Here is a 14645-nt window from a genome sequence, read left to right on the forward strand (position 1 = left end):
ATGTCAAAAGCATGGATACAAGCCAAACACCCGGAATTCATTCGAGATCTGTTCAAGTTCTTCTGCCAGAGCTGCAAAATACTGGAAGCACAATTCGCTTCCTTTGATGACGATGGCACAGTCTCTTTCGAAATTCTCCACGACATCATGGGGTCCGAAATGGACAAGGGACTGCTGTGGCGCATGAAGGATACAGCCCATCACGTCTTTCGTAACGACCCGCACTCTCAACTGGGCGGCAAATTTCTGGACTGGGCCATCGGCTATATTTTTCATGAGACCATCAAACTCAAGGAAGATGCCTACCAAAAACAAAACTATGCGCCATGGTTCCATCGGCTCTACGAGGGAGATGACCTGCAGGACAGCGAAAAAGATGTCACCGATCAGCTTTTCCTGATCCTGAATCAGACCGAAGAATCCATGCGCCGCGAGATAGATCGTATTCGCTTCATCATGGCAAAATGCCGCCAACTCTTGCCGTCCTATCTGAACAGATACAGCGATAACGTCCTGCTTGCACGATACATTTTCTCAGAGAACACCCTCGTCCGATCGGTTTTCACGGAAGAATACGGTGGGTTGATCTCCGCCATTTACCGGACCGAACCCGAACGGATGTTTATCCTTGCAAGCCAATCTCTTCGCATGGGAGGATGGATGGATGAAGCCACGGAAGCCGTTCATCGGGCGTTCGAACAGAATCCAACAAGCAAAATGGTGTTGCAAGAAAAGAAAATAATTGATAATTGGGCGAATAGAATACAAAGTTGACCTGGCTGCGACGGGTTAATTGAGACTGTAGAACCATTCGAGGAGGCTGTTAATGAAGAAGCTGATTTTACTCGCAATTGCCATGTGCCTTGTGTTCGCATGGGGTTGCTCCAAAAAGGTCAAGACCGAACCGGAAGTTGTTGTTGTTGAAGAGAAGGAAGTCATCGTCGAGAAAGAGCCTGTCGTGGTTGACCCCATGCAGGTCTACAAAGCTGAATACGATGCCCTGCCTGTCACTCATACCGTCACAAAGGGCGAATGCCTGTGGTGGATCGCCGAATACAAACATGTGTATAACGATCCTTTCATGTGGCCGCTCATCTACAAGGCCAACCGTGACAAGATCAAAAACCCTGACCGTATTTACCCCGGCCAGCAGTTCGACGTGCCCCGTTACGGCTTCGACCTCGAAGAAGTCAAAGCTGCCCGCAAGGATGCAGGCGCTCCCTGGATGGCTCTGGAGCCTGGTCAGGATGCCATGATCCCCGCAGAAATGCGCGCGGCCCTCGGCTACAGCTTCTAAGGCACACCTCTCTTTTGAGATATCAGCCGTCCACCCCCTCGGGTGGACGGCTTTTTGCGTTCTTGTGGCAGGATTCTCGCCCGTTATTGCGCACTTCAAAGCCAGCTGGCATGAGACGGCCTCAAGTCAGGAGGCAACAGCCTTTTCATTTTCACTGCCGCAGGGCACTTGAGGAAAGCCATCGTGTACCACAAGACTCCATACAAGAGCCCTCATAACGCAAGCCTTGCCGAGAAAAAGTCTCCATGACGCTTCGCGCCCTGAAGGATGTCATCTTCATTCAGGGCATTAATGCTCATCTTGCTCTCGCACGACGAACCACCGACTCTCTTCATTATATAAAGATGTCCCTGTGTTGAAAGGCTCATTCCGCGAGCATATGAAACACGACAGACCCGGCATATTTCACCCCTTTGCTGCCCAAAGACTCCACTCACAATCGCAGAACATCCCGAAAATCGGGCATTTTTTGCACGCCAATACTGACGAACCGTTGACGCACGGCAGCTTCTGCCCACTGAATAAGCGGGTAAAATCAACCACTCTAGACATTTACTAAAAGGTTATCTTCTTAATATTTCTATATAAACTTAAGTTGGCACATATACTGCTGAAGACGTCGCAAATGGATTTGAAGATCGAACAAGGAGGGTTCCGATGTCTTTAGTTATTAACCACAACCTCATGGCGATGAACGCATCTCGAAACCTGAGTGACCACTTTGGTCGACTCGGAGTTTCCACACGGCGTTTGTCATCCGGTTTGCGCGTTGGCACGGCTGCTGATGACGCCGCCGGGCTGGCGATTCGCGAACTTATGCGCTCGGAAATCAGCTCCCTGCACCAGGGTATCCGAAATGCATCAGACGCAATCTCACTGATTCAGACCGCTGACGGCGCGTTGCAGGTCATCGATGAAAAGCTCATTCGCATGAAGGAACTTGCGATGCAGGCCTCCACCGGTACCTACAACTCGGACCAGCGACTGATCATCGACTCAGAGTACCAGGCAATGTCTTCGGAAATCAACCGAATAGCCAACGCCACGGACTTCAACGGAATTTATCTGCTCAACGGCAACCTGTCCGGTGAACCCGCTACCGACCATAATGGTGCCGGCATCACTTCCACAGGCCCGCTGAAGATCCACTTCGGAACCGGAAACGATTCCGCTGAGGATTATTACTATGTCGCCATTCAAGGCTCGACCTCGTCCGCCTTTGGACTTGGGCACGACGCCGGAAGCAAGTTCGGCCTCACGGCCGAGGAACAAAACGCAGGCAAGGCCATTTCCACTCAGGCGCTGGCCCAGTCTGCCATGGCCGCGATCAATGCCGCGATCATTTCCAAGGACAAGATCCGCGCCAATCTCGGTTCCATGCAGAACCGACTGGAAAACACCATTACCAACCTGGAAATCCAGGCCGAGAACATGCAAGCTGCTGAATCCCGTATCTCAGACGTCGATGTGGCGCAGGAAATGACGGAATTCGTCCGCAACCAGATTCTCACCCAGTCCGCTGTTGCCATGCTCGCACAGGCCAACTCTCTGCCGAGAATGGCCATGCAGCTGATCGGCGGCTAGACTTAGTCACCGCTCTCACGGCGCATGACTGAAGACGATCGGAATCCAACCCGGCAGCCGATGCTGCCGGGTCAGGGTCCGATCGTTTCCCGTCACATTCCGGTCCACGCTCTTTTCCAGAATGGAAATCAGTCGGAGAAGATATCGTCGGAATCGGAAAGAGACGCAAGAGCCTTGGCAGCCGCATACTGCTCAGCACGCTTGACGCTGGTTCCCTGTCCGCGGAAGACTTCCCCGGTAGGCAGAGTCGCGTCCACGTCAAAGAGTTTCTCATGCTCCGGCCCACTGGTCCCGGCCAGAACATAGACAGGGCGATCCTTGAATCGTTCCTGCGACACTTCCTGCAACCGGCTCTTGTAATCCTTGGTTTCGGGGAGCATAGCCCGTTCCGGCCATTCATTTTCGAAGATGAGAAGAATGGTTTTTTTTGCCGCATCAAATCCGCCGTCCAGAAAGACCGCGCCTAAAAGAGCTTCGAAGGTATCGGCCAGCAGAGCATCCCGATCACGCCCTCCCTGAATTTCTTCCCCCTTGCCAAGACGGACATATTGATGCAATTGCAACTCTCTGGCCAGCGATGCCAGACTCTTTTCCTTGACCAGCTGTGAGCGAATCCGTGTCAACTGCCCTTCCGGTGCGCACGGATACCGTTTGAAGCCCTCTTCGGAAATACACAGCTCCAGTACGGCATCGCCCAGGAACTCCAGCCGTTCATTGTCGGCATAGCCCTCCTGTTCGTTGGCGTAAGAACTGTGCGTCAATGCTGTGGTGAGAAGCTTGACTTGCTCAAACCTATGGTGGATACACTCTTGAAGGTTACCCGTATCCATTCAACCTCCTGTACTCTATGCAATCAAACGCGAAACTTCAGCCTCTACTCTCTCCCGACTCCATCGCCATCATCGGCGCATCAAGGAATCCGGGAAAACTTGGACACGTTCTCGTGGCCAATCTGATCCGCGCAGGGTACAAGGGGAAACTCTACCCCGTCAATCCCGCCGGGGGTGAAATACTCGGACTCCCTGTCATTTCCTCCATAGAGCAGTTGCCGAGCGAACCGGACTTGGCCATCATCGCACTGCCGCGCGAACAGGTTCTCGGGACCATGCATCAGTTGGCCGCCGCACGGGTACGGGCCATCAGCATTATTTCCGCCGGATTCCGCGAGACCGGACGAGATGGATTTGAGCTGGAAATGGCCATGGCCGAACTCGCCCGCAGGAAAAACATCCTTCTCCTTGGTCCCAATTCTCTCGGGCTTATTAATACCGACTGCGGCCTGGATGCCACCATCGCCCAAGCATCACCGGCCAAAGGGTCCATTGCCTTTTTTTCTCAATCCGGAGCGCTCTGCTCTGCCATTCTCGACTGGGCGGATGGCGAAAGCTTCGGATTTTCCAAATTCCTGAGCCTCGGTAACAAGGCAGGATTGTCTGAAGCCGATGTGCTCGAAGCCCTTGGAGACGACACGAACACCAAGGTCATCATCGGCTATTTGGAAAGCGTTGATGACGGAGAAAAATTTCTGCGCAAGGCACGAATGGTGACCGAAAAGAAACCGGTCATCATGATCAAGGCCGGAACGACCCAGGCCGGTGCCAGGGCCACATCCAGCCATACCGGTTCCATGGCCGGAGCAGTAGAAGCGTCTACCGCCGCTTTCCAGCAGGCCGGTATTATCCAGGTCAATGACCTTGAATCCCTTTTTGATCTGGCCCGCGCTTTTTCCGAGCAGCCACTCCCGCAGGGACCGAATCTCACGGTAGTCACCAATTCCGGCGGCCCCGGTATCCTGGCGGCCGATGCCTGTGAATCCGTTGGCCTCCACCTTGCCCGACCAGCACAAAAGACTCTTGATATTCTGACCGAAGCGCTTCCGCCATTCGCATCCATCTACAATCCTATTGATATTATCGGTGATGCCAGTGCAGAACGCTACCGTACGACGTTAAACGCCGTTGCCGACGATGAATATACCGATGCCATCCTGGTCCTGCTGACACCCACGGCTTCAGCTGAGATCGAAGAAACAGCCCAAGCTCTCATTGATATGGCAAAGAAATGTGCCAAACCCATATTTGCCTGCTTCATGGGTGAGCAACGGATCGGAACGGGACGCGACATGCTGCTTGCCGCCGGGATTCCATGCTATAACTATCCTGAACCCGCTGTCCGGGCCATTGAAGCCATGCATGCCCACTATCGCTGGCAAAATCGCCCTTATCCCGTGGAAGTGTGCTTTCGCCGCGATAAGGGCAAGGCCGAGCGGATCATCACCAAAGCGCGTGCAGTCGGCCTCAAAGAGCTTCCTTTTCATGATGCCATGGAAATGGCCATGGCCTATGAACTTCCCGTGCCGGAAAACAGATTCGTTCGCACCAGCGATCAGGCAGTTCGCGCAGCCAAGAAGCTCGGCTATCCGGTGGCTCTCAAGATCGTCTCTCCGCATATTGCCAACCGTGGCGATGTCGGTGGTGTGGCCTTGGATATTCATGCCCCCCATGAACTGCGGCAGGCGTGGTTCAGCATCACGACCCGCGCTCAGCGCAAACGCCCGGACGCTTATCTGACAGGCTGTCTTGTCCAGACCATGGGACCGACCAAGGCTCGCGAAGTCGTGGTCAGATTTACCCAGGACCCGCAATTCGGCCCTCTTATTTCCTTCTCTCTTGCCGGACCAGCGGCAGAAATGCTTGGTGACATCAGCTATCGACTGGCACCTCTCACCCTTCAGGATGCCCAGGAAATCGTCAGGGAAATTCAATCTATTCCACTGCTCAGGGGCGCTCGCGGCGCAGAGCCGGTCAGCCTGACGGCCATTGAAGATATTTTGCTGTCCATGTCGCAGATGGCGACGGACTTTCCCGAAATCCAGGAAGCGGAACTCAACCCCATCCTGGTGGATGCCGAAGGCGCGCTGGTCACTGACCTTCGCTTGACCATCGGCTGATTTTTTCGCAGAGTGACGAGGATGAGCCGGATTTTTCCAGCTCGTACAATGAAATGCAACGCAGGGAGACTGCCCGACGAGTTCAAGTGAGACATGACGGACCAGGGAACCATCGGGCCGCCGCAGCATTGGGCCGATGAACACACCGTCATAAACGACTCGCTCGAACCCCGCAAGGCAGCCGCAGGAGGAACAAGGCATGGCTGGACTCTACATTGGCTCGACAACCGGATACTCAGGCAAAAACATGATAGTCATGGGTCTTGGCCTTCGCCTTCAAAAGGAAGGGTACAACGTCGGCTATATGAAACCGGTCGGAGCCATGCCCATGGAGATCGACGGTAAACTCGGCGATGAGGATGCCGCTTTTGTACAGGATGTCCTCGGCATCGAACAGGACCCCGAATTGGTCTCCCCCGTTGTCGTTACCCAGGATTTCAAGATCAAGGCATTTACCGGCAAGATGGAAGGACTTCTCGACAAGATCGTGGAAGGCTACAAGGGCATCTCGGAATCCAAGGACATCACGCTGGTCGCAGGCTCCGGTTCCATGTACTCCGGTAAATACTGTGATACCGATGCGGTCTCTGTCATCAAGAAGCTGGGCATCAAGGCAATCATCATCGACCGCTTCCAGAAAGAACTGAAATATGACTACCTCATGATGATGAAAGAGCACCTCGGCGACCAACTGGCCGGGGTCATACTCAATGACGTGCCCCCCCATTTCATGGATGAGATCAAACAATTGCTCGGCCCGGCGCTGGAGAGCAAAGGTGTCAAAATTCTCGGCGTCATCCCTCGTGACCCACTCATGGGTGCCATCAAAGTGGCAGACCTGGCCGACCGGCTCGGAGGCAAGATTATTTCCGCCCACAACAAGAGTGAGCGCGTGGTCGAAACCTTTCTCATCGGCACCATGCAGGTGGAAAATTTTATGACCCACTTTCGTAAAAAGAAGAATTCAGCAATCATTGTCGGCGGCGACCGGTCCGATGTTCAACTCGTGGCATTGGAAGGCGACTGCCCCTGTCTGGTTCTCACCGGCAATCTGTATCCCAACGATATCATCCTGACCCGCTCCGAAGTTCTGGAGACTCCGATAATCATGGTCCGGGAGGACACCTTCACCGTAGCCAAGAAGATGGATGACATCCTCTCCCGACACAAGCTGCGCGATGCCATCAAGATCAAGCAGGGAGCGGAACTGGTCTCGGACAATATTGATTTCCAGTACCTCAAAAAGGAATTGGGCCTGAAATAAGTCTCACCATATACGCAAAGAAAAGGGGAGCGCCGTGTCTCGGAGGCTCCCCTTTTTTTGCGTAATGTATAGGGACCGACTTGTCAGCCTCTCCCCATCATGGAGCGCAGGACAAAAGCGAGATTCTTCGGATTCTCCCCCACGCGACGAATGGAATAGGGAAACCAGTCCCGCCCGAAAGGGAGATAAAGACGAAGGCTGATTTCTCTTTCAACCAGGCATCGCTGGAAATCAGGGCGCACTCCCAGAAGCATTTCCACTTCCCATTGATCAGGACTCCAGCCATTCTCCTGAGCAAGGTGGGACGCAAAATCGATCATGCGATGATCGTGCGTTCCCAGAACAGGATAGACTCCACGGGCCAAAGCCTCCGGACTGAAAAGAGTGACCATAGCCTTGCGATATGCGGTATCCCGATCCACACGACCGGTCACGGCCACTGAGGCCCGTTCGGCAAACGCCCCCTTGACCAGGCGAACCATGGCCCCGTTCGCCACCAGTCCGGTCAGATCGTTCTGCGTCCGATGCAGGTAAGCCTGTACTGTTATGCCGACAGGGAGGCGAGCCTCACGCAAATGGTCATAAAGAGCCAGGGTCTGCCCGGTCACCGATGAATCCTCCATATCGAGCATGAGCACATTCCTCCCTGTCCCGGCCTGCTCTGCGACATGACGGGCCAGAACAATCACATTGTCACGACAGACATCCCAGGAAATCATGGAACCAACCTGCGTGGGGTCCACGGATACATGGACGTCCAGCCCGGCATTGCCCAATCCGGCGAGGCAGGCCTGCAACTGATCCATGGTCAGCCCGATCTCCACCGGATCATCAACGTACTCACCAAGATAAAACAATGATGCAGCAGCATCCCAACCATGTAAATCTGTGGCACAAGCGAGAGCTTCAGGGACATTCCCTCCACCCACGAACTGACCGGCAAATCGAGCCATGAGCCGAGAGCTTTGCACTAGTCCGGTAATCCGTTCACTCCGAGCCAACAGTATCATCATCTTCTGCCAGAGCAGCATGAATCCTCCTTTGGTTAAGAGGAAGAGATAACGCTGCCAGACTGCCCTGTATGGTATGAAATTGCTCTTATTTGACAGTGGAAGGAGAAGCTCCGCGCTGATATTGACGGGGAGTCGCTCCGGTGAATTGACGAAAAACACGAGAAAAATGACTCTGATCCACAAAGCCGGCTTCCTGTGCAACCTGGCTGATGGAAGTTCCGGTTGCCAGAAGACGTTTGCCCAAGTCCACCCGGAGTTGGTTCTGATACGTGTGAGGCGGCAGGCCGACCTTGGCATGAAAGAGACGAAGCAGATGATACCTGCTCACGTGGGCAATATCAGAAAGCGTATCCAGATTGACCTTACTCTCTAGATGGGAGGTCAAATACTGTTTGATCGCCTCAACCGCGCCTTCTCCTCCAGGAGAATCTTGCTCTCGGCCTGAAAGCTCACCATACCGGACCAGAATGTCGGCAATCCCCTGAACCAGCAGGGACTCCTTCTCCAGTCGATGCCGATTTCCCCTGATTGCCTCATGAAGTTCCCGCCAATGGGCATACAACTCGGAGTCATCCACCACCGGACGAGGCAACCGAGGAGATGCCGCACCAGAGCCAAAAACCTCCTGTCCTACCGACCTGAACCATGTTTCATCCACATAAAACATGCGATACGTCATGCAGGAATCCCGCTCCGGGTTGCAGGCATGGACCACATTCGGCTCGATCAGGACAACCTGCCCAGCCTCGGCGTCGTGCATCTCTCCATCCAGAAAAAAGGACGTACGCCCGGTCTTGACCAACCCCACTGAATACGCGGCATGGACATGTTTGCGAAACGCTTCCTCATTGTAACTGGAAAATCGCGCCTCCACACCGGGCAGGTCCGGGTCACGCCAGAAACATATATCAGCATTGATTGATCGCTTTCCCATCACAGTAACCTACAAGCCACGGTCCATTGCCGTCAACAGTCGCGTCAGCCATGGTTCGCCATCTCCACAACTTCCTGAGGGGAAAAGTATCTCGGAGTTCTCTTTCTTTTCTGCTAAGGTACGGACATGAACGATAATACAGACCTCACGAAACGCCCTGTGCCGGAAGTTATCCGACAGGTCGCAGTCCCCGCTTCCGTGGGATTTTTTTTCAATACCATGTTCAACGTAGTTGATACGCTGTGGACAGCCAGCATCAGCACCGAAGCCGTGGCCGCCCTTTCCCTCTCCCTGCCCGTCTACTTCATCATCTCATCCCTGGGCAACGGCATTGCCACCGGCTCCACAGCACTCATTGGTGCCGCACTGGGCGCAGGGAATCGCAAACAGGCGTCATTGGTCGCCGTGCAGATGCTTGGCTTCGGTCTCATCGTTTCACTCTTTCTCGCCTGGTTCGGGCTGACCTTTTCTCCCGCTATCTTCGGCTGGCTGGGGGCTGAAGGCTCCTATCTCGAAATATGCCTGAGTTACATGAATCCCATGTTCGCTTTCAATATCGTGACCATCTCACTTTTCCTGTTCAATGGTATTCTTCAGGCGCAAGGAGATACGAAACAATTCCGCAATGTCCTCATTCTCGGAGCCTGTTTAAACGTTATCCTTGACCCCTGGTTTATCTTCGGCGGATTTGGCCTCCCCCCGATGGGAACAGCCGGAGTCGCCTGGGCCACAATCATCATTCATGGACTGGGCGCGCTCTATCTGTTGTACAAAGCCCGAGCAACCGGCCTGCTCCATACTGACAGGGGGCGGAATCTTCGACCGCGCCTGACCCTCTATGCCGAAATTGCCAGCCAGGGATTTCCTGCGGCGCTCAATAACATGACGATTGCCCTCGGATTTTTCATCATCTTTCGGTTTGTCTCCAGATTCGGCCCGGAAGCGACTGCAGCCTATGGTATTGCCACCCGCATTGACCAGATAGTCCTGTTACCGACAATCGGACTGAATATAGCGTCCCTGACCATTACCGCGCAAAATTACGGGGCCGGGCACCTTGATCGCATCCGGGCCACCTACCGAGCAAATCTGAAATACGGCGCAATGCTTCTGCTCCCTCTTTCAGTGCCGATTCTCGTGTTTGCCAAGCCCCTTGTCTCTCTTTTTACCAGTGACCCCGCCGTCATCAATATCGGAGCCGAATACCTGCGTATCGATGCCTTCACCCTTTACGGCTATGTCATCATCTTCATCTCTACGTCGGTTCTCCAGGGTATGAAACGACCGATATTCGCCATATGGATGGGATTGGCCCGGCAGGTGATCGCCCCGTGGGCCCTCTTCAGCCTCTTCATCCATATCATGGGGTACGGAACCCAGTCCCTATGGCTCTCCATTGCAGTCATCGTCTGGCTCGCTGCGGGCATTTCCTTCTGGTATGCGCACCGAGTGCTTGGCAGAGCTGAAGAGAGGACTGCCACCGCACCGTAAACATTTCCTCATCCACGTCACAAGCCCCCGGACCAAGAGAGGGCCGGGGGCTTGTGACATGTGAAATCAGAGCTTCCCTCTGCGACTTTAGAATCCCTTTTCCAGGGGAGGCCAAACCAACGCATGCGTAGGCGGGTCGATATCCGCCTTGGGCTGGCTGGCATAGGGCCGACCGGCAACACGCAATTCCACATGACGTCCCTCTATCTTCAAGCGTCCTTCGCCGAACCATTGGATGGCCTGAGGCAGGACCCGATGCTCCAACTTGAGGATGCGCGGGCCAAGGACGTCACCATCCTCGCCAGCCTGACAGGGAACAGCACCCTGCACGATAACCGGGCCATGATCCATCTGCTCATCCACAAAATGGACTGTGCATCCTGAAATCTTGACCCCGTAGTCTGCCGCGTCAGCCTGACCATGCACTCCGGGAAAGCTTGGTAACAAGGCCGGGTGGATATTGATGACCCGGTTTTCAAACGCGCCCAGGAAAACGGATGTCACGATACGCATGAATCCGGCCATGACGACGAGTCCATCTTCGCCCACTCCTGCGTCAGTGATGCATTCGACCAGAGCACTATCAAAATCTTCACGGCTTCGAAAATCCGTATGCAGCAAGACCTTGTATGGGATGCCATGTTTCTTGGCCCGCTCAATGCCATATGCCCTGGCTTTATTCGAGACGATCAGCTTGATTTCGGCATCCAGAACACCCTCTTCAATACGATCTATGATGGATTGCAGGTTGGACCCGCTTCCTGAGACGAGTACGGCTATGGGCAGGGACATTGGAACTCCTTAAAAAAAATTCGCGCTCGGCGCATGCGTTTCAAGCGACTTCTTGGCTCAATCCGGGATGTTAATCAAGCCCTGATTTTCACTGTGCCTCCTCTTTGCCTGAAAGAGGCACACCGATACCCACAAGTTCGATCCGGATTGGAGACATATCCACGACTGGAAGTGAGTATCGCGGAGCCATCCCGCGCCTTTCATATCCAGCCTTTTCAGGAGCTGAACGGCGTTGCCGCCACAGCCAACAGACACTCCTTCATGCCAAGGGTTTACGGGCCGTCAGCATGGAAGTCATCTCCCCGGTTCGAGTGCTGTGGAGCGTCTCGCATCCGGCGTCCATAAGCCAGCCGGAGATTTCTCCCTTGGTGTAGGTATCCCCGCCTCGTGTATTGACGATCATGTTCAGGGCAAACATCGCTCCCTTGGCGGGAGTCAGACGATCTTCACTCATGATGAAGTCATGAACAGCGATCACCCCGCCGGGGTTCACCGCTTCAAACGCCTTGTGCATGAGAAACTGGTTCTCCTGCTCCGAATTGATATGAACAATGGCTGAAAAGAGAACAAGGTCATATCCTGCCCCGAATTCGGTCTCAAGATAACTGCCTTCCCGCGTCCCGATTCTTTCCGACAATCCCGCTTCCGCCACATATTTTCTGGTCAACTGCGTCACTCCCGGCAAATCCAGTACAGTTGATTTTATCCCTTTGTTGGCCTGACACAAGGCGATCGAATACGCCCCGGACCCACCGCCCACATCCAGAAGGTGATCGACACCGGAAAGGTCAAGCGAATTGACAAGATTTTCCGCATCTCCTCTGGACCGCCGATGCATGGCCTCGATGAACGCATCCCGATGTTCATCCGAATCCCAGGCAGTGCTGATGGTTGAAGTCCCCGCTCGGACAGCCTGGTCCAGAGCGCCCCAATTGCGGTAAGTAAAAGCCGTGTGGTGCAGCATGGAAAGATAGTCATTACCATCAGGCACCAGATATTGACTGGCAGCCGGACCATTGATGAAGACTTCGCCCTGTTTGCTCATCAGATCCAGCGTCACCATGACATTGAGCAGCCTTTCCGTGCATCGGGTATCGGTTCCGACCCGCTCGGCAATCTCAGCCGCTGTCGAGCCTTCCCCCACAGTCGAGAATAAATTCAGCTCCACAGCGGCCAAAAGCGCTCGGCTTCCCTGCCACGCTAAAGCGATATCAAGTACTTCTTTCTGAGTTGTCAGCATGTTCGGATACTCCTTGAGTCTGTTTTCCCATGCCATACCATCATTGCCAAACGTTTTCATGTACAATCTTGTACTGTTTATTCAATAAAAAAGGCTCCAACCAAATGGTCGAAGCCTTCATTCATCCGTAGTTAGAGGAAAGATCATGCATCCATCAGCAATGCATCCACTAATCCGGGTATAGTATAATCTTCAGGCTCAATGCTCGGAGTAAAACCGAACCGCTCCAGGGTCTTCGTCGTAACAGGACCGATGGAAGCGATTTTGATCTCCGGGTATTGCCGGAAAACGTCCGGATTCACCAACTCGAAGAAGTTCTCTACTGTCGATGACGACGTGAAGGTTACATAATTGATCGCGCCCTTGTCCATGGCGTCCTCAATCTCCTTGCTGCTGGCCTGAACCAATTTGGTCTCGTAGACGGGCAGGACAGTCACGTTGCACCCGACCTTCTTCAATTCTTCAGGCAGTACTTCCCGAGCGACCCTGGCTCTCGGGATCAGGACATCCTGTCCCTGGATACCGCGCTCAAGCAGGCCTTCCACGACATGCTCAGCCACATATTTCTCGGGGACAAAGTCCGGAATGATACCGCGAGCCTTCAACTCTTCAGCTGTAGCTGGGCCAATAGCCGCAATCTGCATGCCACCGAAGATTCGGGAATCCAGTCCGATAGCGGCCAACTGTTCCCAGAAGAACTTGACCCCATTAACCGAAGTAAACACCACCCACTGATACCGGGCCAACTGTAAAATTGCGGTCTCGACCTCGTTGTAATCATCGAGATGCTCCACCGAAATGGTCGGGAACTCATGGACACATGCACCATGTCCCTGCAGGATATTCACCAATCCGCTGGCCTGTTCCCGTGCACGGGTCACAATGACTCCCTTGCCCAGCAATGCTTTTTTTTCGAACCATGCCAGTTTGTCATGCAGGGAGCAGACTCCGCCCACGATAATGATGGACGGTGCTTTCCACTGCCGCTTCTCCGCCTCTTCCGCCACATTTTCCAACGTAGAGACAAAGGAAGTCTGGTTGCACCGGGTTCCCCATCGGACCAATGCCACCGGAGTTTCGGCATCCCGCCCATTCTCCATCAGATTTTTGGCAATCATGGGCAGATTGCCCACACCCATGTAAAAAACCAGTGTGGAATTGGATTGTCCGTACACGGCCCAATTATTCCCGGACTCGCTTTTGGTCGGGTCTTCGTGGCCGGTGATGAAACAGACTGAAGTCGTGTGATCGCGGTGTGTCACTGGAATACCGGCATAGGCTGGTGCAGCAACTCCGGCAGTGATGCCCGGCACAACCTCGAAATCGATACCGGCCTCCACCAACTCCTCACCCTCTTCGCCGCCACGACCGAACACGTACGGATCGCCACCTTTCAAACGACAGATGATCTTGCCGCTACGGGCTTTCTCTATGATCAGTTCGTTGATCTTTTCCTGGGGCAGGGTGTGGTCTCCCCCCTTTTTGCCCACGTACAGGATTTCGCACTCTGCCTTGCACCACTTCAGAAAATCGACATTGGCCAGATAATCGTAGATCATGATATCGCAGGTCTCAATGATCTCCTTGGCACGAAGAGTCACCATACCCGGATCACCCGGTCCAGCTCCGACGAGAAAAACATTTGCCATTGTGTATTGCCTCCGGCGGCTCAAAAGCCCATGTAAAAAGCCTGTTGAGATTCACCCTAATTTTCTGTCGCCACACCGCACATCAGAATGACGAACACCCTTGAAAGAACGGTGTGAAAAGATTCCCCTGCTTGTCATGGTATCCGAAGAGGCAAACAGTGGCCAAGGCCCTGGCTTCGCACGTTCGGACTCCATCGTCTGTCACCATCAATCTCGGTTTTTCCCTTTTCAAGAAAAAGGACCCGCCTGACCTCTGACAGCCCAGAATCCCTCTGCAAAAAAAGGATTCCCGAAACTCGCTTCACTCTTCTGTCACGGCATCGTTTGTCCGAGACACAGACTCCCTCACCAAATCATGCCATGGCACGCTTCCCCATCTTGACCATGCTCCGGCCTGGCATGAGGAAGGGGAGCCAAGGGAGAACCTCACT

General features: G+C 53.8%; 12 protein-coding genes. 6 read left to right on the forward strand and 6 right to left on the reverse strand.

Annotation, left to right across the window (positions count from 1 at the left end):
- The 3 genes from BN4_RS09650 to BN4_RS09660 all read left to right on the forward strand — a co-directional run bounded on the left by BN4_RS09650 (position 1) and on the right by BN4_RS09660 (position 2881).
- Entirely contained in the window at positions 1-774 is a 774-nt protein-coding gene (locus BN4_RS09650) for a hypothetical protein (protein WP_015415203.1), read from the forward strand.
- 52 nt (positions 775-826) lie between these two features.
- The gene (locus tag BN4_RS09655) at positions 827-1297 is read left to right on the forward strand and encodes a LysM peptidoglycan-binding domain-containing protein (protein ID WP_015415204.1); all 471 of its coding nucleotides are present in this window, start codon (positions 827-829) and stop codon (positions 1295-1297) included.
- A 657-nt stretch (positions 1298-1954) separates the two neighbouring features.
- On the forward strand, positions 1955-2881 hold the full coding sequence (locus BN4_RS09660; protein ID WP_015415205.1) for a flagellin N-terminal helical domain-containing protein: 927 nt from the start codon (positions 1955-1957) through the stop codon (positions 2879-2881).
- 128 nt (positions 2882-3009) lie between these two features.
- On the opposite strand, the gene rnc is transcribed toward BN4_RS09660, so the two are convergent.
- A complete protein-coding gene (gene rnc / locus BN4_RS09665) occupies positions 3010-3711 on the reverse strand; it encodes a ribonuclease III (RefSeq protein WP_015415206.1) in 702 nt (233 codons plus the stop codon).
- Between the two features lie 17 nt (positions 3712-3728).
- Between rnc and BN4_RS09670 the strand changes: the two genes are divergently transcribed.
- Together BN4_RS09670 and BN4_RS09675 are read left to right on the forward strand one after the other, a co-directional pair.
- Complete coding sequence (locus BN4_RS09670; protein ID WP_015415207.1) at positions 3729-5831, forward strand: acetate--CoA ligase family protein; 2103 nt, start codon at positions 3729-3731, stop codon at positions 5829-5831.
- 199 nt (positions 5832-6030) lie between these two features.
- Positions 6031-7095, forward strand: coding sequence for a phosphotransacetylase family protein (locus BN4_RS09675; RefSeq protein WP_015415208.1), 1065 nt, complete (start codon positions 6031-6033; stop codon positions 7093-7095).
- An 83-nt stretch (positions 7096-7178) separates the two neighbouring features.
- On the opposite strand, the gene BN4_RS09680 is transcribed toward BN4_RS09675, so the two are convergent.
- Both BN4_RS09680 and BN4_RS09685 read right to left on the reverse strand, forming a co-directional pair.
- On the reverse strand, positions 7179-8126 hold the full coding sequence (locus BN4_RS09680) for a proline dehydrogenase family protein (RefSeq protein ID WP_015415209.1): 948 nt from the start codon (positions 8124-8126) through the stop codon (positions 7179-7181).
- 67 nt (positions 8127-8193) lie between these two features.
- Positions 8194-9042: a helix-turn-helix domain-containing protein gene (locus tag BN4_RS09685; protein WP_015415210.1), complete on the reverse strand. Its 849-nt coding sequence runs from the start codon at positions 9040-9042 to the stop codon at positions 8194-8196.
- Between the two features lie 126 nt (positions 9043-9168).
- On the opposite strand from BN4_RS09685, the gene BN4_RS09690 reads away from it, so the two are divergent.
- On the forward strand, positions 9169-10533 hold the full coding sequence (locus BN4_RS09690; RefSeq protein ID WP_015415211.1) for an MATE family efflux transporter: 1365 nt from the start codon (positions 9169-9171) through the stop codon (positions 10531-10533).
- 87 nt (positions 10534-10620) lie between these two features.
- Here BN4_RS09690 and purN read toward each other — a convergent pair whose 3' ends face one another.
- The 3 genes from purN to cobA form a co-directional block, all read right to left on the reverse strand.
- The gene (gene purN / locus BN4_RS09695; protein ID WP_015415212.1) at positions 10621-11325 is read right to left on the reverse strand and encodes a phosphoribosylglycinamide formyltransferase; all 705 of its coding nucleotides are present in this window, start codon (positions 11323-11325) and stop codon (positions 10621-10623) included.
- A 259-nt stretch (positions 11326-11584) separates the two neighbouring features.
- The gene (locus BN4_RS09700; protein ID WP_051053251.1) at positions 11585-12625 is read right to left on the reverse strand and encodes a methyltransferase; all 1041 of its coding nucleotides are present in this window, start codon (positions 12623-12625) and stop codon (positions 11585-11587) included.
- Between the two features lie 83 nt (positions 12626-12708).
- Positions 12709-14214, reverse strand: a complete 1506-nt coding sequence (gene cobA, locus BN4_RS09705) for a uroporphyrinogen-III C-methyltransferase (protein ID WP_015415214.1) — start codon at positions 14212-14214, stop codon at positions 12709-12711.
- Between the last annotated feature and the right edge of the window lie 431 nt (positions 14215-14645).

The organism is Pseudodesulfovibrio piezophilus C1TLV30 (assembly GCF_000341895.1).
Taxonomy (GTDB): Bacteria; Desulfobacterota; Desulfovibrionia; order Desulfovibrionales; family Desulfovibrionaceae; genus Pseudodesulfovibrio; species Pseudodesulfovibrio piezophilus.